The organism is Sphaerisporangium melleum, assembly GCF_014646695.1.
Taxonomy (GTDB): Bacteria; Actinomycetota; Actinomycetes; order Streptosporangiales; family Streptosporangiaceae; genus Sphaerisporangium; species Sphaerisporangium melleum.
The window spans coordinates 54,235-77,021 of record NZ_BMNT01000022.1 but is presented as its reverse complement, the minus strand read 5'-3'; the positions used below and the strand labels follow the sequence as shown (position 1 = coordinate 77,021).

The following is a 22,787-nucleotide window of genomic DNA, read 5'->3' as shown; positions in this document are numbered from 1 at the left end:
CCGGCCAACCGTGCGAAGCCAAGGCCGGTCTGTCAATGCGGTCGGGAAAGCTCGACTGGGGAAAGCCGCTTCGACACATCAAAGTCTCCACGAAATCCGGCGGGGCCACTCGGCCACTTCGGACTGGCGCGTCCACCTGGATTTCTGGTGGATCGGCTGTACGGGCACGACGTAGCGCCCTGCTAGCAGAGCACGGTGGCCAACTCCTCGTATGTTGGGGCGAGCCGGCGCAGCGTCTCAGCAGCGGACGTCGTGAGCCCGGCTACGAGCTCGTACTGGAGGCTGCCCACCAGCCGCGCCTGGCGGGTGGCCACGGCGGCGGCCTGGTGGTGGCCAAGGTCGGCGAAGGATGTCGCGGCGTCGGTGAGGCGTCGGGCACCGACCCGGATGGCGAAGTGGACGAGGTGACCGTGCACCTGGGGATCCAGCCCGCCGGTGATCATGCCGGCGAGCCGGTCGACCGCGGCGGCGCCCGCGATCGTGCCTGGTGGCACTGTGAGGTCATCGCGTCCGCGCAGCCAGGCGACCGCACCGGGCAAGGCCGTGTGCAGCGCCGCCTCGGTGGTGACCTCTCGGACCCGCTGGAATTCGCTGCGCATGGTGTAGGGCGTGGTGCGGTAAGCGATGGTGTCGGCGCGCCACGCGGCGAGGAAGTCCCCGGTCGGCAGGGTTGCGTAGGGGTGGCCGTGTGGGTCGTGGAATCGGATGATCTTCTCGTCTGCTTCCAGCACCGTGACGAAATGGTCCGCCTCGATCGGCCCGCTCATCCCGGGCAGGTGATACAGCAGGCCCATTTCCACGGGCCCGGCCAGGATCGGACCGGCCTTGACCGCATCGCGCAGCATCACAAGGGCTTGCTCGTCGTCGTCCGCACCCTGACGCCGGCAGGTCCAGCCCAGCAGCGCGATCGCGTCGTCGAGGCCCCGGTCAGGGTCCCAGCCGTACGGGTCGAACAGCGGCAGCCGCCCGGCCAGCAACTCAAAGCCGAACGGCGAGCCGGTCAGCACTTCGATCACCGACGGCGAGGGCGCGGTGGAGCCGAGCACCATCGCCAGTGAGTTGGCGTAGCAGTAGGGCCCGGAACCGATGTAGGGATGCATCGCTCAACTTTCTTCACTGGGCACGACGGGGTAGGTGACGTCGAGGAACGCGCCGTTGCCGCCGGGCCGGACCTCGACCGGGCTGCCGACGCAGAGCAGCCGATGCGCGTCGATCCAGGCTTCCAGCACACCGTAGACGTGCAAGATCATGGGGAACTCGGCGTCCGCCTCGGCGACCGGCAGTACGGCATCGGTGCCGGCCGGCGAAAGTCTGATCCGCAGATCGTCGACGGGTTCCACCGAGCCGTTGAACGGCACCGCGACCTCCACCGGCCCGTCGCTGTCCCGGGTCACGAATCCGTGGAAGTGCACCAACGCCGGTCCGTCGTCGGACGATCCGACGGCCCGCAACCGCGCCCGGATGTGCTCCTGCGCGTCGGCGATGAAACCGTCCAACTCGTCGATGTGGACACGGCGTTCCCGGCACAGCAGTTTGCGTTGCGGCCGGCTTCGGAGCGTCGGGACACCGGCGGTTGTACGGCTGGTGCAATCGAGTGCCTCGACCAGCTCGCGCCGCTGCTGGAGCTCGATCTCCTGAGCGGCCAGCCAGGCTCGCAGCTCGGCTTGGCGAGCTTGCGCGTTGAGTGGAAGCAGCGCGGCTATGCGGGCCAGTGGCAGGTCCAGCATGCGCAACCATCCGATCAGCCGACCGAGCGAGATCTGGTCGCGGTGATAGCGGCGATACCCGCTGCCGGGGTCGGTGGAGGCCGGCACCAGCAGGCCCTGCGCCGCGTAGAGCCGCAGGGCCTTCGGCGACAGCCGCGTGGCAGCACCGAACTCGCCAGGCAGCATGAGATCCGCGTCGTCCACCCGCCTAGCCTGGACCATGCCCCTGGGGCGAGGTCAAAGCCGCCCAGCCAGGGTCACGACTCAAATCTTGATGACAGTGATGCGCACACCGCACAGGGCGGCGAGGTCCTTGGGGTCGGAGGTGAGGACCGTGACGGGTCCTGGGGCAGCGAGGGCGGTGGCGCTGAGCATGGCATTGACGGCTGTTCGTGGACTAATCGAAAGTGGCCCCCGACCGGCACGGACGCCGGTCAGGGGCTTTCGGGGTAGGTGGTGATGCAGGGCTGCGACCAGACACCGGCAGTGCTCCATCAGCCGGGTGTCACCCCATCGCCGACAGGTCCTTGCTGTCGCGGCCGCGGCGGCGGCATCAGGTCACTGATCGTCTGGTCACTCGGAGGCCGATGTCTCAGGGGATGGTGACGTAAGGGCCGTAGAAGTTCTTGCCGTTGGTGATGTCCTGCAGTACCGACTGGCACTGCCCCTTGTTACCGACCGAGAAGACGAAACTCTTCCGCTGACCTGCCGAAATGTTGAACGCGCCGTTGTCGGCCGCCTTGTATCCACCGACGCACTGCAGGCGGAACCGCACGGTCACCGTGGAACCCGACCTCTTGTTGTAGGCCACGTCGTAACCCGCCGGAGAGCCGGAAATGCCGGTAGTGCACAGGTCGCCATTGCCGATGTTCGTACACTTCGTGGGACCGAAACCGGCCTTGCTGGCCGTGCCGGCCTGAGCGGCGGACGCGGAGAAGGAGGTCAGCGGCACAGCGGCGCACACCGCTGCGAGTGCGAAAACACTGATTCGACGACGTACGATCATTCGTTCACCCTCACTTGGATTGCTATCGCGGTTCGCTGTTCGCGAGCGCCGAACTCACGGTAAGCAAGCCACAGAGGGATGTCGTTGATCGCGCGTGCCACATGCTTGACAGAGCGCGCCACCTACACGGGCCACGTATAGAGACGCTGCGCCCCACCACCCAGGGTGACGTACCAACCCCTGGCTGGACTCGATGCCACGGGGGGAACCTCGGCTTGGCCTCGGCACGGTCTGGGAACAGGTGGTTCCCCTCATCGATGATCAAGAGGGCGGACCGCAGGTAGGAGCCCTCTGGACCACGGCACGGAAGTTCGGTTGTTACAGTCCACAGATGACTCGACGCGTTCCTGCCACCGCCGGCGAAAAAGAGAGTTTGCACGCCAGTCTCGACCGGCATCGGGATGTCGTGCTCTGGAAGCTAGAGGGTCTCGACGAGGAGCGGCTACGACGGCAGATGACGCCGTCCGGCACATCGCTGCTGGGGCTCGTGAAGCACTTGGCGGCCACGGAGTACGGCTGGTTCAGCGAGACCTTCGGGCGCGAGACGGAACCTCTGCCGTTCGACGATGACGACCCGGAGGCCGATCTGCGCCCGACCCCCTCGGAGACGGCCGCGGACATCGTCGCGTTCTACGGCCGGGCTCGTGCCGCGTCCGACAGAGTGATCGACGAGTTGGAGATCGACAGTCTGGGCACCGCATGGCATGGCGAAGTCGTGTCCCTGCGCTGGACGCTCATTCACATGATCGAGGAGACCGCGCGCCACGTCGGGCACATGGACATCGTGCGCGAACTTCTGGACGGGCGAACCGGCGACCACCCACAGGACTGATCTCCGCACCGGCTACCGGCGGAAACTCATGCACCGCCTCCCTGGAGGCACCGCCCGGCCGCTGTAGCGGCGGGCCCAGGCGTTCGCGGTCATGCCGCCGGGCTCCACTCTCGCTGGAGCATCGCGTAGACCAGTTCCTCGCCCCACTCGCCCTTGAACATCTCGTTCTCCACGAAGTGGGCCTCGCGCCGCATGCCGAGCCGCTCCATCAACCTGGCGGAGGCGGTGTTACGAGCGTCGCAGCGGCCGTAGATCCTGTGCAGGCCGAGACCTGCGAAGCCGAGGCGCAGGATCTCCCTGGACGCCTCGGTGGCAAGCCCGCGCCCGTGGTAGGCGGGATGAAAGACGAAACCGATCTCGCCCTGGCGGTGCTCGGAGCTCCGCCAGAACAGAGAGAGGTCGCCGATCAGCGCGCCGGTCTCGCGTAGCTCGACGGCGATGTTCAAGGCGTCGCCGTCCTTGAGCAGCTCGGCCTGACCGATCTTGGTCTCCAGTGCCGCCCGGGTCTCGTCGCGCGTACGCGCGTCCCAGTAGAGGTATCGGGCGACGTCGGGGCGCGAGTGGAAGGAGTACAGCTCATCGAGGTCGTCCATCGTGAAGGGACGGAGCGACAGCCGGGGAGTCTCGATGGGATAGGGAGGCTTCAGCATTTGGTCACCTTATGAGGCATGCGATGCGCCGCGCCTCCTGATATTCACCTGGCCTTCCCGGAGTCGCCGCGTCGCGTGGAGCCTGCGATTGCCGGTGCATCGCGGAAGCCTCGATCCATGAGCTCGGCCACCTGACGCCACCGAGAACCGATCGCGGCTTGATACCTCAGCTGTCAGATCTGCTTGAGGAACCCGCCGTCCACGGCGAAGTCCGCGCCGGTCGTGCTGGCCGAGCGGGGTGAGGCCAGCAAGGCGACCACGTCGGCGATCTCCTGAGGCTCGACGAGACGGCCGGTTGACAGCTTCATCATCTCGGGTGCCAGCTGATCGATGACGCTGTCACGGTCGGTCCCGGTCTGGGCGGCGATGATGTCCGCCGCGCCGCCGCTCTCGGTCCACCAAGCCGTACGTACCGGACCTGGGGAGATGGTGTTCACCCGGATACCCTGGGGTGCGAACTCCTCGGACAGGGCCTTGGTCAGGTTGTTGAGGCCCGCCTTGGCCGCGTTGTAGTCGACGTTCATGGGAGCGGGCAGGCGGGCACTGCCCGAGGAGACGTTGACGATCGAGCCGCCGCCGCGGGCGAGCATCGGCGTGATGGCGGCCCGTACGGTGCGCACGACCGAGAACAGGTTGAACTCGAACATCACCCGCCAGTCTTCGTCGGTCGGGGTGAGGAACGAAAAGCGCGGCAGGGCCACGCCGGGCGGCGGCCCGCCCGCGTTGTTCACCAGGATGTCGAGCCCGCCGAACTCCGAGACGGCCCTTTCCACGATCTGCCCGGGAGCCTCGGCATCCATCAGGTCGGCGTGAACATGGATCAGGTCGCCTTTGAGCCCCGCCAACTCGGGGGTGCTCTTCCGGGAGGCGGCCACGACACGGACGCCTTCGTCGAGGAGGGCACGAGTGACGGCCAGACCGATGCCCTTGGAAGCACCGGTGACGACCGCGACCCGACCGGAAAGCTGGAGATCCATATTTTCTCCCCCTCGTCATGGTTCCCATCCGGCGAAGCGAACGGGTCTGTTCGTTGTGAACGTTACGGGCGGTCGCCTGACGAGGGACGGCGTGATTCGGACCGGCATTTGCCGCGAAAATCAGACGCGACATTTGTGGACAGCCGGTCGAGTGCGTCGCGGGCAGGTCAGTGACGACCTGGCCGAAGTTCATGACGCACTCGACCGCTCAGAGATGACGGACCTCGGCGGGACTACTCAGGCTCCGGGTTTCATCCGGTCTTGGGGGCGCCGGGCGGTGGCTCCCCTTCTGCACGCGTTCGGTCTTCCGGTTCGGGGGTCTCGGGTCGCTGAGGCGCTCGCTCGGGCACGGCCTGCTCGGGTAAGGGCCGAGCAGGCGGTACGGGAGCAGGCGGCACTCGGACCTGACTCGCGCGGTCATGCTTGAGGGCCAGGCGGACCGCTCCGTAGATGACGACGAAAAGCAACAGGAGAAAGAAGGCCCATCCGATCAGGCTGCCCAGCAAATAGAACCGCACCATTGCTCCTTCCAGCGCTCGGAGCCGGGCATGTGGGAAAGGCGGTCAATTGCCCACTGCGTTGCGACGGGAGACGGCGGAGAGCGCATTAAGTGCCGATTCCCGGTCCGCCACTTCGACCACGGCGTAGTCGTAGGTCCAGCCGTCGAAGGACAGCCGGATCGCCCGGTCGCCCTTACCCCACACCCAGAACGAACGCTCCTGCGGACTATGGAACCTGCCGGCGACCACCCCGGGGAACCAGGTGGCGCCCATCCTCATCCCCGGCACGCCGAGGCTTCGGGGGTCGATCTCGTACGCGGCGCTGAGCACCCCTGCGGGCACTCGCAGTCGCGGGGTGAAGGCGAAGAGCTTGAAGATGCCCCGCGGGATGATGACGATCTCGTCGTTTCCGACATCCAATCGCGCGACGTCACCGTTTCTCGCCCTGAGCACGGCGACGGCGAGAAGACCGAGAAGAACGATGAGTGGAAGCAGAGCGACGGCGCCCTGGGAGAAACCCATGCTCACGCGCCTCTCGGATCGGCGGAAGGTCAGGTACGTCGCACTTACTCAAGTTAACACCCGGAGGTCTCTCGCGGGCGGCGCGAAGCCGCGCCGATCGAAAGGCGCCCAGACTTCTTGATATAGGCAGGACCGCGAGGATCAGGTGACGACGAGGCGGTAGCCCAGGTCCAACTCGCCGCGGGCGAGCAGACCTGCGTTTCTCTTGTGCCAGGCACCGGTGCCGAGGTCGCCGGAAAGCCGGTGCATCGCGTTTCGCACATAGGACTGGTCGAGCAGCATGACCGGAGACATCGCCGCCCTGATATCGGCATCGAGATAGGCGTGCGGCCGCCGCCAGTAAGCCCCGGCGAACCCATCGGTGCAATCGGCCGGGATGGGTACCGGCAGCACCGAGGGCGCGGCGCCCAGATGGGCCAGGCAGTCACGGACGGCGTTCAGCGCCGCCAGGTCGCGCTCGCGTACCGCCAGCTCCGGCAGATAGTCCTCGACGAGCCAGAAGCGCGCGGTCACCTCCGGGTCCCAGGTGAGTATCACCTGGCGGCGCGAGACCCGGCGCAGTTCACGCAGCCCCGCGCGCAGGTCCGTCCAATGGTGGACGGTGAGGATCGCCATCCCGGCATCGAACGAGCCGCTCCCCAGAGGGAGCGCCTCCGCGGACGCCTGGACGACCGGGGCCGCCTCTGCAGGACGTTGCCGGATCATCATGGCGGACGGTTCCACGGCGAGGACGGCACGGTCCGCCGGCTCGTACGAGCCCGTCCCCGCTCCGACGTTGAGCACGGTCCGGGCCGGGCCCAGTGAGTCGCCGATCAGTGCTGCTATGCGCGGGTCCGGTCGCCGTCGAGCGGCATATCCCCTGCCGAGAACGGCATAGGCGTCACCTGGCGTACTCATCGGCCTCTCCCAGCAGTCGGCACCGGGCGGCCTGAACGGATCGCGGCCAGGATCACGTCCGGCATGGCGGCGGCCGCCTGGACGCGGTGCGCACAGTCGGAAAGTACGGGGTTTCCGGCGTTCGGGAAACCCCGTACCAAGAGGACGGTGTCATCCCGCCGGGACGGCGGGATGTGCGGGCCGGGCGGGTGTCAGTCGTCCGGTGCGGTGCAGGCGGGTGACGGCGAGGGTGGAGGCGAGGCCGGCGCAGATCAGCAGCAGCCACGGCAGGCCGGGCAGCCGCCAGGTCCCGGCCAGGTCGATGGCGGCTCCGCTGGCCAGGTTGCCGGCCAGGATGCCGGCCCCGGACAGCAGGTTGTACAGGCCGTAGTAGGTGCCGATCAGGCGGCCGCCGCCGACGTCGGCGACGGTGGCCATCTCGAAGGGGAAGGCCAGCAGCGTGCCGAAGGTGAGCAGCAGCGTACAGACGATCACCGGGGCCAGGGCCAGGTACGGCGGCGGGTGGAGCGGCGCCGTGATCGCCAGTGGCGCGAAGGCGAGCGTCATCAAGGCCAGCCCTCCGGCGATGCACTGGCCGGAACTCCATCGTGCCGAACACCACGCCGTGACCGGCACCTGGCCGGCGATGCCGATCAGCCCGGAGATCACGTACAGCACCATGACGCCTCCCGCGCCGCCGCCGACGCGCTGCACCTCCAGCGGCAGTCCCAGATACATCTGGTAGGACAGGGCGTAGGAGGCGATCATGGCGGTGGCGAAGGCGAGGAAGGGCCGGTTGGTGCAGGCCTCGCGCCAGTCGTGCAGGACCGGCCGGCCGGCGTCCGCTTCGGCGCCCCGCCGGGCGGGCAGGCACCGCCACTGCAGGACGGCCAGCACGGCGAAGATCGCCGCGGCCGAGAAGCACACCGTACGGAACCCCGCGCCGAGGAGCGCGAGGCCGAGCAGCGGGCCGGCCAGGATGCCCGCCTGGTAGAAGACGTTGAACACGGCGAAGGCCTCGACCTTGCGGTCACCCGCCTCGTGGGCGAGGTAGGCGCGGGCGGCGGGGTTGAACAGCGCGCCGGCCAGCCCGCTCAGCACCGCGGCGATGAGCAGGAACGGCAACGAGGTGGACAGGCCGAACAGGGCGAATCCGGCGGTACGCAGCACGCAGCCTGCCATGATCATGGGCTTGTAGCCGAGCCGGTCGGCCAGGGTGCCGCCGATCAGGAACAGCCCCTGCTGGCTGGCGTTGCGCAGTCCGAGGATCAGCCCGACGGCCCACACCGCCAGATGGGCCTGGCCGGTCAGATGCTGGGCCAAGTAAGGCATGAGCAGGAAGAAGCCCAGGTTGATCCCGGCCTGGTTGATCTGCAGCAGCCGGATCGGACGGGGAAAGGAACGGAACCGGCGCCAGGTCGAGATCATCGCCCGGATCCCGCCGTGCCGGACGGATCGCTGACGGTGGTGCAGCGGGTCCAGCGTGCCACCTCGCGCTCGCCGGGTGTGGTGATCTCGTCGGGCCGGTCGGCGGGCGGCGCGTCCAGGAGGCCGCGGGCGGCGCAGAAGCCGTCGTCGAAGACCGTGTCCCAGTAGCGCCACGGCCCGTCGGGGAAGACCGCCACGATGGTGGCGGCGGGCCGGGTGGTGGCCAGCCAGCGGGCCACCAGTGCGACCGCCCCGGTGCTCCACCCGCCTGAGACGTAGTGGCCGGCGGCGAGCGTGCGGCAGGTCCACACCGCCTCGGCCGCGTTCACCCAGTGCACCTCGCTGAAGGAGTCGTAGGCGACGTTGCGCGGGTGGATGCTGGAGCCGAGTCCCCGCATCAGGCGCGGCCGGGCGGGCTGGCCGAAGATGGTCGAGCCGACGGTGTCGACGCCGACCAGCTCCAGATCGGGGAAGTGCTGGCGCAGCACCTTGGAGATGCCGGCGCTGTGGCCGCCGGTGCCCACCGAGCAGACCAGTACGTCGATGTGCGGCAGCTGGCCAAGCAGTTCGTGCGCCAGACCGGCGTAGGCGCCGACGTTGTCGGGGTTGTTGTACTGGTCGGGACACCAGGCCCCGGGGATCCGCCTCAGCAGGCGGGCGACGTGGTCGCGGCGCGCCTGCTGCCAGCCGCCGGTGGCATGCGGTTCGGCCACGATCTCCACCCGCGCCCCGTACGAGGCCAGCAGGTGCCGCATGAGCGGTTCCATGCCGGGGTCGGCGACCAGCACGACCGGGTGGGAGTAGACGATGCCCGCCAGGGCCAGGCCGAGGCCGAGCGTTCCGCTGGTCGACTCCACGATGGTGGCGCCCGGCCGGAGTTCGCCGCGGGCGCGGGCCCGGCGGATCATGTGCAGCGCCGGCCGGTCCTTGATCCCGCCCGGGTTGAAGCCCTCCAGCTTGGCCCAGAACCCCGGGCCCGTGCCGCCGGGGCCGGGAACGTACGCCAGTGGTGTGTTTCCGACGGCGAGGCCGACCGACGAATACGGTGACGACGGCACGCTGCTGCGGCGCGCGATGGTTATCTGCGATGACATGTGAATCCCCGATGTGAGATGACGCGACGTCGAGGGCATGGCGGAATATCGCCACGCCTGGAGAATGGCGGCGGCGAGAAAGGCGTACCGCCTATATGCGCATCACACAGATGTGCACCGGATCGGGTGCCCGCAGTGGTACGGCGCCGGGGCGGGCCGGATGCGGGCGGCAGCCGCTGCGGCCGGCGACGGCCGCGAAGACCGCCTGGACGGCGGCGGGCAGCTGTACGCCCGGGGGATCGGTCGCCGAGCAGTCCTGCTCGGTCCCGTGCCGGTGTCCGGGTGGCAGGTCATGGTGCCGGCAGCCGGTGTCCGGCGATACCTTCGGCGCCGTGACGGTCGCGTGGACGGCGTGCCAGTCGCTCTCGGACATGATCACGGCCGCGCAGGCCCCGCCATGGGTGAACACCAGCGAGGCGATCATCACCAGCGCGAGCACCGCGCCCAGCATCGGCCGGCCGGCACCTTGCGCGGCCGGCCGCCCACAACGCCTCACTGCTATCGCGAACATCACCGCCGATGATGCCCACCGGAGGCACAGGACGCGCCCAGCCGATGCACCGCCTTTCGCAAAACGAATTCCCGTCCCGCCCTTTCGCACCGCCCGCGCCACGCCGACCCGGCGGCGAATACCGTGGCCGGCCCCCGATTTCCCGCAGACTGAAAGTCATATCCGCGGCGGAATCCGCCGGACGGCCGCGGGCCGCTGACGCGCGTGGAGAAGCCGATGACCTGGTCCCGCCGAGAGGTCGTCGCGGGACTCGGCGCCCTGGCCGTCGCCCCGGCGGCGTCCTCGGGCCGGCCGCTCGCTGACCTGCTCCCGGCCGTGCCCGCCGGGGTGACGCCCGAGCGGCTGGCCGGCGACGAGGAGTTCTGGGCGGGCGTCGCGGCCCTGTTCCGGGTGAGCCCCGCGTTCGTGAACCTGGAGAACGGCTACTACGGCGTCATGCCGGAGCCGGTACGGCAGGCCTACCACCGCAACGTCGACCTGCTCAACGAACGCAACTCGCACCTGCTGCGCACCGCCTACAAGGCGCGGGCCGATCGGATCCGGCAGCGCGTCGCCCGCGTCGTGGGCGCCTCGGCCGCGGAGATCGCGCTGACCCGCGGGGGCACCGAGGCGCTGCAGAACCTCATCGCGGGCTACAACCGGCTGCGCCCCGGGGACGCCGTCATGTACGCCGACCTCGACTACCACAGCGGGCAGTACGCGATGAACTGGCTGGCAGGCCGGCGCGGCGTACGCGTCGAGCGCATCGTCATCCCCGAGCCGGCCACCCGCCAGGCCGTACTGGACACCTACGAGCGCGCGCTCGGTGAGCGTCCCGGGGTGAGACTGCTGCTGCTCAGCCACCTGAACAACCGCACCGGCCTGGTGGCGCCGGTACGGGAGATCTGCGTCATGGCCCGCCACCGCGGCGTCGATGTGATCGTCGACGCCGCCCACTCCTTCGGCCAGCTGGAGTTCACCGTTGACGACCTCGACGCCGACTTCGCGGTGTTCTCGCTGCACAAGTGGATGGGCGCGCCCCTCGGCTCGGGTTTTCTGTACATCCGCGCGCACCGCCTGGCCGATATCGCCCCGGTCTTCGCCGACGAGACCTACCCCGCCGGCGACATCCGCTCGCGGGTGCACTCCGGCACGATGGACGTCGCGCCGATCCTCACCGTCGGCACCGCCCTGGACTTCCACGAGGCTCTGGGCGGCGCCAACAAGCAGGCCCGGCTGCGGTATCTGCGCGACCGCTGGGTCCACCGGGTGCGTGACGTCCCGGGGATGCAAATCCTCACTCCGGACGAGCCGGGCATGTACGGGGCGATCACCGCCTTCCGGCTCGCCGGACGAACCCGTACCGAGGAGAACGTCGCGATCACCGACCACTTGATGAACCGGCACCGGATCTTCACCGTGCAGCGCGGCGGAGTGACGGCCGGCGACTGCGTCCGCGTCACTCCGGCCCTGTTCACCACGGCCGAGCACCTCGACCGGCTGGCCGCCGCGCTGCGGACCCTGCCCAGGGCCCTGCGCTGAGGCGATCGACCGGTGGCTAACCGCGCGGGGCGTACATGATGACCAGCACGCCGAGCACACAGATGGCGGCCCCGATGATGTCCCACCGGTCGGGCCGGAAGCCGTCCACCACCACGCCCCACAGCAGTGACCCCGCCACGAACACGCCTCCGTAGGCGGCGAGGATGCGGCCGAAGTGCGCGTCCGGCTGGAGAGTGGCCACCAGCCCGTACAGGCCGAGAGCGACGAACCCCGCGCCGACCCACGCCAGCCCGCGTTGTTCGCGCACGCCCTGCCACACCAGCCAGGCTCCGCCGATCTCGGCGATCGCGGCCACGACGAACAGCAGGAGCGAACGGGCGACGGTCACGCCCGCGACTGTAGCCGAGTGGGCCTGGGCCGGTCTTCCGCGCTCACGACGCCGCCCGGGGAGACGACTCGATCGCCCTGGCGGCCAGCCCGTCGAGGACGCTGGAGTGAGCCGCCGGAACGCGCACGTCCAGGACCAGGCCCTCCTCGTCCTCGTCCTCGTCCTCGGCGAAGGTGAAGGTGAAGGTGAAGGCGAAGAACGAGCAGCAGTCCGACTCACGCGCCGCCGGATGCGACCGCCGTCCGGCGGCGCGCACCCCGGCGAGCAGGGCGCGCGCCGCCGGACGGCGGGAGGTGGACGTCAGGAGATGGTGAGCGTGCCGCCCGCGTTGCGGGCGCAGGTGACGATCGTGCGGGGTGCGGCGGTGAGGGCGCCGCTCAGGCACTGGCCGAGGACGGCGTGGCCCGCGGCGTTGGGGTGCCACGACTCCTGGCAGGTCTGGAAGTAGGTGACGCAGGTGTTCGCCAGCCGCTGGATGCCGATCTTGTCCCAGCCGGACAGACTGGTGACGAACGTGCCGGACGGTCCGTCCTGCACCCGCAGCGGCGTGGCGAGCGCGCCCGTCGGGCTGCCGGAGTTCTCGCACAGCCGGGCGCCGTCGAACGCCCGCTGGACGTCCAGCACCCGCAGGTCGGCCGCCGGACGCTCGGCCGCCAGCGTGCTGTAGGCGTTCTTCACCAGGGAGCCGAGGTTCTGGGAGAACAGCTGCCCGGGGGCGAGGCTCGCGCGGTGGATCGGACAGCCGGCGGCGTACCGCTCGGCGCCGAGGGCGCGGAACTTGTCGCGGGTGTCGCTGCGGTCGTCCTCCTCCCAGTACGGCGAGGCGAGGTCGGGCGGCAGCGGGTTGGTGTAGGTCTGCAGCACCACCCGGTGGACGCCGTCGGCGTCGATCTGGTCGAGCGTGTCCAGGACCTGGCGCAGGGCGGCGGTGGTCTCGGTGGTGGCGGCGCTGATCTCGGCGTCCGTGGCCAGGTCGGAGACGGTGCAGGGCTCCTGCGGCACGTCGCCGTTCAGGTACGCCCAGAACTCCCACCAGCCCGTCCAGGCGTCGGCGATGAAGCGGTTGGCGCACAGCTCGGCCACGTCGCCGAAGGTGAACTGACTGTTGTTGGAGCCGAGGCCGATGAGGACGACGTCGATGTCGTGGGTCTGGGCGACGGCGCGCAACTGGTCGAGCTGCGAGGCGACCGAGCGGCCCTTGGCGCGGGCGCTTCCGGGGTTGGCGATGTCGGCGGGCCGGCCACCGGAGCAGGCGAGGTTGAAGCGGTCCTGGATGCCGGGGAGTGTCGCCTTGTACAACGAGGCGTTGGCCGACCGGTGGCAGAAGTAGGCGTTGCCGTTGGCCGCCGACCAGCCGGGGAAGCCCTGCGCCGTCCCGGACGCGTCGACGACGGGCTGGTAGTCGCCCGCGCCCTCCCCACTGATGAAGCTGTCGCCGAGCGCGACGGCGGCGGTGGGCAGGGCCGCCTGCGCCGCTCCGCCCTGGACGACCTGGATGCCGGCCGCGCCCAACAGGATCGCGGCCACCGCGGCAGCATGCCGGAGTACCCTCACAACTCCTCATTCCCTGCTAAATAAGCATGAAATATTGGTTATGCGGATCACAACACGCCACCTCGATGGCGTCAAGATCTCCACATGCGCGGCCGCTCCCCCTAAGAGATCGCGAATCGCCCTGATCGTCAAGCATGCGTTTGCTCATTCAGTCAGGACTGCAGGTCGAGCAGGTTCGGGACGAGCGGGGTCAGACGAGGCCGCGGCGGGTGGCCTGGGCGCCGGCCTGGAAGCGGGTCTCGGCGTTCAGCTCGTCGAACAGGTGGCGGAGGCGGCGACGGAGGCTGCGCGGGCTGGTGCCGAGCTGGCGGGCGATGGCGTCGTCCTTGAGCCCGGCCGAGAGCAGCGCGAGGATGCGGCGGTCCTCCAGGCAGAGGTCCGTCCATTCTGAGTCCTCGCGCTCGCCGGGCGCCTCACCGGGCGCCTCACCGGGCGAGGACGCGCCGTCGTGGTCGGCGGGCCGCGGGTACATCGGGACGGCCTCCTGCCACAGGCGCTCGAACAGCTCGACCAGGGCCACCACCATGGTGGACCCTCTGATCACCACGGTGCGGGAGATCGGCGGGTCCAGGTGCAGCGGCATGAGCGCCATCCGCCGGTCGACGAGCATCATCTTGAACGGCAGGCCGGGCAGGACCTTCGCCTCCTCGCCCGCCGCCAGCGCGTCGTCCAGCACGTCGAGCGCCCCCAGCTGCTGGAAGGCCTCCGGTGCGTAGATGGTGCGGTAGCGGACGCCGTCGCGCAGGCGTTCGCGCTCCAGCGGGTTGCGGTGGTCCACCACGTACGGCGGCCGGTCGAAGGTCAGCACCTCGTCCCTGGCCTCCTGCTGCAGCCGGACGAACCACCGGGAGAGTTCCTCGGCCCCGGCCAGCACCTCGAACTGGCCGGCCTCCTCCGGGTCCTGGCCGACGCTGCGGAACGCCGCCTCCAGCGTGTCGGCGGTGTCGGTGAGCCGCTCCAGCTCGCCCTGCAGGCCGCGTACGAGCGAACGGATCGCGGTCCCGGGGTTGGTCGCGGTCCAGCGGGGTGCCTGCCCCCACGGGCGGCTGACCATGCCCTTGACACGGAGCCTGCTCAGCGAGGACTGGATGCGACGGGGACTCTCGCCGCTCCGCATGACGAGCTCCTGCACGGTGATGCCGGGGGAGGCCAGCACCGCGCGGTACACGCGTTCGTCGAACGCGCTGATGCCCACCACTTCCAGCGTCGGACCTTCATCGAGCATGCCCACGATGCTGGCCAGTTCCGGCAACTGCCGCAATAGGCCAGACGATCACCTTGTCAGCAAAATTCGCAAACAGTTAGAAATCGGGTCGTGCTACAAAGAACCGCCCTTGTTGGAGTTGTGGTAGCGGCCCTGACAGCCGCCGCAACCCCCGCCCAGGCGACCCCCACGCCCTCCCCCACGGCGTCTGCCGGAACGGCGCAGAGCGCCGCGAAGGCCGGCCCGCCCAAAACGATCACTCTGATCACCGGTGACAAGGTCACCCTTCGCCCGCTTCCCGGCGAGCAGACCCAGCTCAGCGTCACCCCCGGCGCCGGCCGGGAGAACATCGCCTTCATCCACCGCCGCGGCCAGGACGGGCTCAGCATCGTCCCGGCCGACGCGATGCCGCTCCTGGCCGCCGGCCGGCTGGACTCCCGGCTGTTCAACGTCACCCGGCTCGCGGCGTTCGGCTACGACGACGCCGCGAGCCCGGCGCTCCCGCTGATCGTGACCTACCCCGCGGACGTCGCCACGCTGCGCGTCGCGGGCGGGCACCCGCTGCCCGCGATCAACGCGATCGCGCAGAGCGAGCGGCACGACGCCGCGGGCACGCTCTGGAAGTCCCTGACCGCGCAGGCCAGGACGTCGGCGGCCACCCCGGAGAAGATCTGGCTGGACGGCAAGGCCAAGCTGTCCCTCGACGTCAGCGTTCCGCACATCGGCGCGCCGCAGGCGTGGCAGGCCGGGTACGACGGCAAGGACGTCCCCGTCGCGGTGCTCGACACCGGCTACGACCCCGGCCACCCCGACCTGCAGGGCCTGGTCGTCAAGACGGCCAACTTCACCGCCGAACCCGACGTACGCGACCTCAACGGGCACGGCACCCACGTCGCGAGCACCATCGCCGGGTCCGGCGCCGCCTCCGGCGGCAGGTACAAGGGCGTCGCCCCCGGCGCGAAGCTGCTCATCGGCAAGGTCTGCGAGCAGGGCGGCTACTGCCCGGACTCGGGCATCATCGAGGGCATGACCTGGGCGGCGGAGAACGGCGCGCGCGTCGCCAACCTCAGCCTCGGCAACCCCGACGCTCCCGGCCTCGACCCGCTGGAGCAGGCCGTCGACACGCTGTCGGAGAAGTACGGCACGCTGTTCGTCATCGCCTCGGGCAACGACGGCCCCCGGACGCTCGGCTCGCCGAGCAGCGCCGACCGCGCACTGTCGGTCGGCGCCTCCTTCCGCGACAACGACTCGGTCGTCGCGTTCAGCAGCACCGGCCCGCGCCCCGGCGACGCGGCGGTCAAGCCCGACCTGATCGCGCCGGGCGTGGGCATCGTCGCGGCCAGGGCCGAGGGCACCGGCTTCCCGGCGGACGACGAGTCGTACACCGAGATGAGCGGCACGTCCATGGCCACCCCGCACGTCACGGGTGCCGCGGCGATCGTCGCCGGGCGGCACCCCGACTGGAAGGCCGACCAGATCAAGGCGGCCCTGATGGCCTCCACCGCCCCCGGCGCGGAGCTGGGCGCGTACGTCCAGGGCTCCGGCCGGGTGGACGTGGCCCGCGCCGTCACCCAGCAGGTCACCGCCGAGCCGGCTCCTCTCAGCCTCGGCGACGTCCAGCTTCCGGCCGCCCCCGGCAAGCGCACCCTCACCTACCGCAACGACGGCGACGCCGCCGTCCGGCTGGACCTGAGCATCGTGGCCAAGGACGGCCGGGGCCAGACGGTGACGCCGTTCACGCTCAGCGCCTCCTCGGTCGAGGTGCCCGCCCACGGCACCGCGCAGGTCGAGGTGTCCACCGCGGCGCAGCCGACCGGCCTGTACAGCGGCACGGTCATCGCCACCGGCGGCTCGGTCTCCGTACGCACCGCCATCGGCATGGAGGTGGTGCCGGAGAAGCGCAAGGTCAAGCTGACGTTCACCGGCTCGGACGGCCGGCCCGCGCAGGCCGCCCTCGCCGGGGTGATCGACCTCGACACCAAGGAGCAGAGCAACTACGACGTCGCCACCGGCACGCTGGAGCTCAAGCTGGACAAGGGCCACCGGTACACCGTCGTCACCCTGCTGCTCGACCAGGACGGCGCCGTGGTGATGGGCGCCGATCCGGAGTTCACTCTCGACGCCGACCGCGCCTTCACCTCCGACGCGCGCAAGTCCCGGCCGGTGGACGTGCGCACCGAGGAGCCGTCGGCACGGCTGGCGTTCGGCATGCTCGGCATGCTGCAGGTCGTCGACGGCGTGCAGCCGCTCGGCGTGGACGTGGACCTGCCCGCCGGGGCCGACCGCGTCGATGGCATCAAGGCGATTCCCACGGCCCGCACGGCGAGCGAGAAGTTCGCCTACTACCGGTGGACGCAGTGGGCCAAGCCGAAGAGCGGCGGCGGCTTCGACGACAGCCCGTACTTCTACCACCTGATGAAGGCCGAGCCGCGCATCCCCGCCGACCCCGGCTACCGGCCGCGCCGCCGCGACCTCGCCCAGGTCGACGCCACCTACGCCGCGCAGGCGGACGGCAAGCAGGGCGAGCGCTTCGCCCTGCCGGTGCTGTACGGAACCGAGCTGGCGTGGATGCCGTACGGCGAGGTCTCCCGGTTCCCGCTGCCGTTCCACCGCACCGAGTACTACACGCCGGCCGACACCGGCTGGTACTCGACCTTCGTGCAGTACAGGGTGCCGCCGGACGGCTTCGACAACCTCGACCAGTTCTTCTACGACAAGATCAGGTCCTACCGGGCCGGCGAGAAGATCTCCGACCGCTGGAACGGCGGCGTCTTCGGGGCGGCGCTCGACCCCGGCGGGGACTACTCCTGGCGCGAGGGGAACGCGCTGCAGTTCTCCATCGGGCTGTTCAAGGACGGCGTGCCCGAGCACTTCTCCTACGACTCCTACGTCAACCCCAAGGCCACGCTCTACCGGGACGGCAAGGAGGTCTGGGCCGCCGAGTACCTGCCCGGCTACATCGAGGTGCCCGCCGACGCCAAGGCGGGCAAGTACCGCCTCGCCGTGAGCGCCGACCGTGAGCCCCTGAGGTCCAAGCTCTCCACCAGGGTCAGCGCCGAGTGGCGGTTCGGCTCCACGACACCGGAGCAGGGGAAGCGGCCGGTGCTGCCGCTGATGGCCGTCAAGATCGCGCCGGAGCTGGACGACCGCAACCGCGCCGACGTGGGGCACATGCGCATCCCGCTGCAGATCCAGCGGCAGAAGGGCTCCCCCGCCCTGAAGGTGAACGCCCTCACCCTGGATATCTCCTACGACGACGGCCGCACCTGGCTGCCGGCGCTGGTGCACCGCACGGGCGACGGCACCTGGGCCGCCGAGACCTCGCACCCGCGGAACGCGCGTGGGAAGTTCGCCTCCCTGCGGGTCAAGGCGGCCGACACCGGCGACAACGCCTTCACCGAAACGATCATCAGGGCCTACGAGATCAAGTGAAGGACGCGTCCGATCACCGCGCCGGCGAGGACGTCCTGAGGACGTCCTGAGGTCGGCGCCCGGTCGGTGCGGGGACCGCCGGTCCTGGTGGGAGAGGCCTTCTCCCCCGGGCCGGCGGTCCTCGCCGTCGGCGGGCACGTTCGCCGGTACGGCCCGGCGGCCCTCTCAGGGCTGGGCACTCGGCAGGCGGCGAAGAGCGCGCACGGGTGACAGCAGGCCCGCGGCGACGCCGGTGAGCATCAGGCAGGAACCGGCGACCAGGGTGGCCCGGAGACCGAACGCGGTGCCCGCCACCCCGCCGGCCAGCGCGCCGAGCGACTGGCCGCCGAAGGCGAGGAACCGCCAGGTGGCGTTGACCCGGGCGAGCAGTTCCGCCGGGACCAGGACCTGGCGGAGCGTCTGCTGGTTGACGCCGTACAGCGAGGGCCCGAGGCCGCGCAGGCACTGGGCGAAGACCAGGACGGCGAACGCCACGAGGAACGGGCCCACCGCGGCGGCGAGCACCAGGCCCGCGACCGAGGCCAGGAACATCCCGAGGATGAAGGTGGGGCCGGGCCCGAGGCGATGGGTGACCCGCGACGCCATCAGCGCGCCGGCGACGCTCGCCAGGCCACCGGCCGCGATGAGCGCACCGATCTGACCTGACGACAGGCTCATGTCGCGCACGAGGTACAGCACCAGGACCACGGCCTGCACCTGGCCGGCGAACGCGCCGACCGTGGCGGCCACGACGACCGCGCGCAGGACGGGATGGGCGAAGACCGCCCGCCAGCCCTCGGCGATGCTCGATCGCAGGCGCATCGGCGGCCGCGGTTCGCCCGCCGCGCTCACCCGGCCCGGGGTGCGGATGCGCGTCTTGCACAGGGCGGAGACCAGGAACGACGCCGCGTCCACGACGATGGCCATCGGCGCCCCGAGGGCTGCCACCAGCACTCCGCCGATCCCGGAACCGGTGGTGCCGACCGTGGCGTTGCTGAGCATCAACGCGCTGTTCGCGGCGAGGAGCCGGTCACGCGGCACCAGTCGCGGGGTGAACGACTGCGCGGCCACCGACGCGAAGAGGCCGGCGACGCCGGCGAGCACCGCCACCACGTACAGGTGCCATATCGAGAGCGCGCGGAACACGGCCAGCGCGGGGATCGATCCGACCAGGAGCAGCTGCGCCGCGTCGGTCACGATGAGGACGCGGCGGTACGGCAGGCGATCGACCCACACACCGGCGGGCAGGCCCAGCACCAGGTGCGGCAGCCACGCGAGGGCGCCCAGCACCCCCATCTCGGCGGGCGATGCACCCAGGTGGGTCACGGCGGTCAGCGGGAGGGCCACCGTGGTGACGCTGGACCCGAACAGCGAGACGGAGTTGCCGGCGAACAGCCGGCGGAAGTCGGCATGACCGGCCAGCACCGCCCACAGACCCGATGAGCGCCGCGAGATGTCATCCGCATCGCGCGGCGGCGTCCGCGATGTACCCCCGCCAGGGACCATGCGATCGACCTTATCCCGCCAGGGCGGCGTGCGCCGCGGCGAGACGTTCCTCCTGGTCGCGGTGTGAGCCGCCGCCCGAGACCTCGTCGGCCCAGTCGAGCAGGCGGTGCAGGTGACGGTCGGGTGCGGCCGGGACGGCGGGATGGTCGCCGAGGACGACCTGACCGCCCGTTCCGTCGATGGTGATGAGCGTGCCCTCCGCGATGGTCCGCCCGCCCGCGCTGACACGGGCGGCGGCGACGTCGACCGTGAGGTCCGCCGCGCCCACGACGGCGGGTTTGCCCATCGCCCGCGCGACCACAGCGGCGTGACTGACCGGCCCGCCCCGGGCGGTGACCACGCCGGCCGCGGCGGCGAGACCGTGCATGTCGAGCGGAGAGGTGTGCGGGCGCACCAGGATGACCGGGCCGCCGGCGGCCATGCGGACCGCCCGGTCGGCGGTGGTCGCGACCCTGCCGGTGGCGACCCCCGGGCAGGCGCCGAGCCCCCGGGTGAGCACGTCGCCCGGCTCGGCCGTACCCATCCGGGGCGTGCGGACGTGCCGGAGCTGCGGCGGGGTGACCCGGAGCAGCGCCTCGCGGCGGCTGATGAGCCCCTCGTCCGCGAGGTCCACCGCGACGCGGACGGCGGCACGGCCGGCGAGGCCGCCGGGACGCACCTGCAGGAGCCACAGCTCCCCCGCCTCGAAGGTGAACTCCACGTGGCACGCGTCGCGATAGTGCCGTTCGAGGCGGTCCAGTGCCGCCGGCAGGCCGGCCCATACCTGCGGCTCCCGTCCGGCCAGCTCGGGCAGCGGCCTGGTCAGCGACGTCCCGGAGACCACGTCCTCCCCTTGCCTGCCGAACAGCACCTCACCGAAGGGCGCCCGCTCACCGGTGTTGGGGTCACGGCTGAACGCGACACCGCTTCCGCTACGGTCGTCGCGGTTGCCGAAGACCATGGCCTGCACGGTGACCGCCGTACCAAGGTCGTGTGGAATGTCGTGCAACGTGCGGTATGTCGTGGCGCGCGGTGTGTCCCATGACGCGAACACGGCCCGGACGGCCAGTTCCACCTGCCGCACGGGGTCGTCGGGGACCGGGGCGCCCGATCGGCGATGGACGAGCTCCTCGACGGCTCTGATGGCATCGGCGAGACCGCTCTCGCCATCGCTCCCGGCCACCTGGCGGGCGGCGTCGAGGATGTCCGGCGGCACGCCGAGGACCGCGGCGGCGAACCCGGACAGGAACCGGAAGCGGGAGTCCAGCGCGAAGTGCCGGTCGCCCGTCTCGGCCGCCAGCGCCGCCGTGGCCCCGGCGGTGAGGCCGACGTTGAGGACGGTGCTCATCATGCCGGGCATCGACACGCCGCCGCCCGAACGGACCGACACCACGAGCGGCCGCTCCGGCCCGCCGAGACGCCGTTCGGTGGCCGTTTCCAGGCCGGAGACGGCGGCGGCCAGTTCGGCGTCGAGACCATCGGGGAGCCGGCCGTCACGCAGGAAGGCGCGGCAGGCCCCGGTGCCGATGATGAACCCCGGCGGCACGGGCAGCCCGAGCCGGCGCAGGACGACGAGCCCGTACCCCTTGCTCCCGAGCACGCTCGCGGGCTCGGTGAGCCCGGCGTGGATGGGGTGGATCCAGGTCATCGGTGTCCCGGGTCGGGGCGCGGGATGCCCAGGGTGGCGAGCAGGTCTTCGTGAAGCTGGAACCACACGATGTGGTAGGAGGACATGTTGTCGGTCACGTAGTCCAGCGCGCCCGCTCTGGCACGGGTGAGTGCGTCGGTGAGCCGGAGCCGGTACCTCCCGAACCGCAGCATGGCCGCCCACAGCTCCGCGCAGGCGTCCTGCAACCGCTGGTCGAGGTCGGCGAACCGGTCCAGGACGCGGGAGTCGTACGCGGAGTCGGTGTGGTCGTTCCACGTGGGCACCCCGCCGACCGGCCGCATCTGCCACGCCGTGCACAGGTCGAGCAGTTCGGGGTTGAGCACGAGGAAGGCGTCGTACGCCTTCGCCACCACCGGCCGAGTGCCGGCCGTGTCCAGCTCGCCGGAGATCCGTTCGGCGTCGGCGGCGCGACCGGCCTCGGTGAGCCCCCACGCGCCGAAGTCGCCGGGAACGTACTGGACCAGGCCGGCCGCCGCGAGGTCGATCAACTCGGACTCGGTGTCCGCCTCGGAGAGCCCGGTCGCTTCGGACACGCGGGACAGGGCGGCGAAGCCGATGCACCGAAGCGCGTGCAGGGCCAGCAGGTTAGCGCTGGTCACATGGGGTGAGCTCCGCACTCGACCCGCCTTCCCTTCCGGCCGCGGATCCGAGTCGACACTTCGGATGCCATCTTCATCTGGATGACATTAACATCCGAATGGCCGGGACAGGTAAGGCGTACACCCTGCCTCGCGGAACCGGGCGCGAGGCGCTCCGCCCGCCGCGCCAAGGCCCGGCACCGCGCCTCCCCCCGATGTCGCCTGCGCTCGACCGCGGAGGTCGCCCGCCGGACGTCGCGCACGCGCGGGGCATCCGCTCGGCCAGGGCGCCGGGCGCCGAAAACGGGTGTCCGAGGTCAGTTCGGGGCTGCGGCGAGGACTCCGTCGATCTGCCCCAGAGCCGCGCTCATCCCCTCGATGACGCCCATGGCCAGAATCTGGTCGAGTTGCTCGGCGCTGGTGTACACCGTGGCCAGGGTCATGCGGGAGCCGGCCCCGTGCGGCTCGATGGTGACGACGATGTGCGCGGGGTCCATGGCGACCAGCGGGTCGTTCTCGTCACCGCCGAAACCGTCGTCGAACTCCAGCCGGGCCGGCGCCTCGATCGCCGTGAACCTCCACCAGCCGCGGACCTCCTGCTCGCCGGGGCCGTTCATGCGATAGCGGGACCCGCCGCCGACGGTGAAATCGTGCTGCTCGAAGGTCGCCGGCCACATGGGCGGCCCCCACCAGCGCTCGGTCTGGCGAGCGTCCTCCCACACCTGCCAGACGCGTTCGACCCCGGCGTCGAATTCGCTGACGAACGTGAGCGTCCGCGCGTCCAGGTCCTTGTCCGTGCTGACTACGGTCATGGGGTGGTTTCCTCTCCCGGTCTTCGGTCGGATACCCGGTCGATGCCTCTGGCTTCATGCCGCGAAATCCGCTCGCGCCGAGATCCGGCGGCGAGCGGCGCC

21 protein-coding genes are annotated in these 22,787 nt (G+C 70.6%); 3 read left to right on the top strand and 18 right to left on the bottom strand.

Features of this window, described 5'->3' with window-relative positions:
• Positions 1 to 182: 182 nt before the first annotated feature.
• From IEY93_RS20250 to IEY93_RS20240, 3 genes are all read right to left on the bottom strand, one after another.
• A complete protein-coding gene (locus IEY93_RS20250; RefSeq protein WP_229691301.1) occupies positions 183 to 1,049 on the bottom strand; it encodes a YobF C-terminal domain-containing protein in 867 nt (288 codons plus the stop codon).
• Between the two features lie 54 nt (positions 1,050 to 1,103).
• Complete coding sequence (locus tag IEY93_RS20245; protein ID WP_203968733.1) at positions 1,104 to 1,910, bottom strand: MerR family transcriptional regulator; 807 nt, start codon at positions 1,908 to 1,910, stop codon at positions 1,104 to 1,106.
• Positions 1,911 to 2,298: 388 nt separating this feature from the next.
• Positions 2,299 to 2,712, bottom strand: coding sequence for a hypothetical protein (locus IEY93_RS20240; RefSeq protein WP_189164663.1), 414 nt, complete (start codon positions 2,710 to 2,712; stop codon positions 2,299 to 2,301).
• A 331-nt stretch (positions 2,713 to 3,043) separates the two neighbouring features.
• Between IEY93_RS20240 and IEY93_RS20235 the strand changes: the two genes are divergently transcribed.
• Positions 3,044 to 3,544: a DinB family protein gene (locus IEY93_RS20235; protein WP_189164662.1), complete on the top strand. Its 501-nt coding sequence runs from the start codon at positions 3,044 to 3,046 to the stop codon at positions 3,542 to 3,544.
• 89 nt (positions 3,545 to 3,633) lie between these two features.
• Here the strand turns inward: IEY93_RS20235 and IEY93_RS20230 are convergent, their stop codons facing one another.
• From IEY93_RS20230 to IEY93_RS20200, 7 genes are all read right to left on the bottom strand, one after another.
• A complete protein-coding gene (locus IEY93_RS20230; protein ID WP_189164661.1) occupies positions 3,634 to 4,194 on the bottom strand; it encodes a GNAT family N-acetyltransferase in 561 nt (186 codons plus the stop codon).
• Positions 4,195 to 4,367: 173 nt separating this feature from the next.
• Positions 4,368 to 5,171 (bottom strand): SDR family NAD(P)-dependent oxidoreductase, encoded by an 804-nt coding sequence (locus IEY93_RS20225; RefSeq protein ID WP_189164660.1) that lies wholly within the window; start codon positions 5,169 to 5,171, stop codon positions 4,368 to 4,370.
• Between the two features lie 563 nt (positions 5,172 to 5,734).
• Positions 5,735 to 6,193 carry a hypothetical protein gene (locus tag IEY93_RS20220; RefSeq protein ID WP_189164659.1) on the bottom strand — a complete coding sequence of 153 codons (459 nt, stop codon included), beginning with the start codon at positions 6,191 to 6,193 and terminating at the stop codon, positions 5,735 to 5,737.
• A 141-nt stretch (positions 6,194 to 6,334) separates the two neighbouring features.
• The gene (locus IEY93_RS20215) at positions 6,335 to 7,090 is read right to left on the bottom strand and encodes a class I SAM-dependent methyltransferase (RefSeq protein ID WP_189164658.1); all 756 of its coding nucleotides are present in this window, start codon (positions 7,088 to 7,090) and stop codon (positions 6,335 to 6,337) included.
• A 150-nt stretch (positions 7,091 to 7,240) separates the two neighbouring features.
• A complete protein-coding gene (locus IEY93_RS20210; protein ID WP_189164657.1) occupies positions 7,241 to 8,497 on the bottom strand; it encodes an MFS transporter in 1,257 nt (418 codons plus the stop codon).
• Complete coding sequence (locus IEY93_RS20205) at positions 8,494 to 9,591, bottom strand: PLP-dependent cysteine synthase family protein (protein ID WP_189164656.1); 1,098 nt, start codon at positions 9,589 to 9,591, stop codon at positions 8,494 to 8,496. The genes IEY93_RS20210 and IEY93_RS20205 overlap by 4 nt, the downstream gene beginning before the upstream one ends.
• 91 nt (positions 9,592 to 9,682) lie before the next feature.
• Complete coding sequence (locus tag IEY93_RS20200; protein WP_189164655.1) at positions 9,683 to 10,042, bottom strand: hypothetical protein; 360 nt, start codon at positions 10,040 to 10,042, stop codon at positions 9,683 to 9,685.
• 276 nt (positions 10,043 to 10,318) lie between these two features.
• Here IEY93_RS20200 and IEY93_RS20195 point away from each other — a divergent pair, with 276 nt between their 5' ends.
• Positions 10,319 to 11,623, top strand: a complete 1,305-nt coding sequence (locus IEY93_RS20195; RefSeq protein WP_189164654.1) for an aminotransferase class V-fold PLP-dependent enzyme — start codon at positions 10,319 to 10,321, stop codon at positions 11,621 to 11,623.
• A gap of 16 nt (positions 11,624 to 11,639) precedes the next feature.
• Here IEY93_RS20195 and IEY93_RS20190 read toward each other — a convergent pair whose 3' ends face one another.
• From IEY93_RS20190 to IEY93_RS20175, 4 genes are all read right to left on the bottom strand, one after another.
• Positions 11,640 to 11,972: a YnfA family protein gene (locus tag IEY93_RS20190; RefSeq protein ID WP_189164653.1), complete on the bottom strand. Its 333-nt coding sequence runs from the start codon at positions 11,970 to 11,972 to the stop codon at positions 11,640 to 11,642.
• 43 nt (positions 11,973 to 12,015) lie between these two features.
• Positions 12,016 to 12,228, bottom strand: coding sequence for a hypothetical protein (locus IEY93_RS20185; RefSeq protein WP_189164652.1), 213 nt, complete (start codon positions 12,226 to 12,228; stop codon positions 12,016 to 12,018).
• Positions 12,229 to 12,272: 44 nt separating this feature from the next.
• Positions 12,273 to 13,499, bottom strand: coding sequence for an SGNH/GDSL hydrolase family protein (locus IEY93_RS20180; RefSeq protein ID WP_203968731.1), 1,227 nt, complete (start codon positions 13,497 to 13,499; stop codon positions 12,273 to 12,275).
• A gap of 217 nt (positions 13,500 to 13,716) precedes the next feature.
• Positions 13,717 to 14,751, bottom strand: a complete 1,035-nt coding sequence (locus IEY93_RS20175) for a helix-turn-helix domain-containing protein (RefSeq protein ID WP_189164650.1) — start codon at positions 14,749 to 14,751, stop codon at positions 13,717 to 13,719.
• A gap of 120 nt (positions 14,752 to 14,871) precedes the next feature.
• Here IEY93_RS20175 and IEY93_RS20170 point away from each other — a divergent pair, with 120 nt between their 5' ends.
• Positions 14,872 to 18,162, top strand: coding sequence for a S8 family serine peptidase (locus tag IEY93_RS20170; RefSeq protein WP_189164649.1), 3,291 nt, complete (start codon positions 14,872 to 14,874; stop codon positions 18,160 to 18,162).
• Between the two features lie 165 nt (positions 18,163 to 18,327).
• On the opposite strand, the gene IEY93_RS20165 is transcribed toward IEY93_RS20170, so the two are convergent.
• From IEY93_RS20165 to IEY93_RS20150, 4 genes are all read right to left on the bottom strand, one after another.
• A complete protein-coding gene (locus IEY93_RS20165; protein ID WP_189164648.1) occupies positions 18,328 to 19,647 on the bottom strand; it encodes an MFS transporter in 1,320 nt (439 codons plus the stop codon).
• Between the two features lie 10 nt (positions 19,648 to 19,657).
• Complete coding sequence (locus IEY93_RS20160) at positions 19,658 to 21,274, bottom strand: pyruvate, phosphate dikinase (RefSeq protein WP_189164647.1); 1,617 nt, start codon at positions 21,272 to 21,274, stop codon at positions 19,658 to 19,660.
• Entirely contained in the window at positions 21,271 to 21,894 is a 624-nt protein-coding gene (locus IEY93_RS20155; RefSeq protein ID WP_189164646.1) for a transcriptional regulator, read from the bottom strand. Before IEY93_RS20155 ends, IEY93_RS20160 begins: the two co-directional genes overlap by 4 nt.
• Positions 21,895 to 22,190: 296 nt before the next feature.
• Complete coding sequence (locus IEY93_RS20150) at positions 22,191 to 22,685, bottom strand: SRPBCC family protein (RefSeq protein ID WP_189164645.1); 495 nt, start codon at positions 22,683 to 22,685, stop codon at positions 22,191 to 22,193.
• Positions 22,686 to 22,787 lie beyond the last annotated feature (102 nt).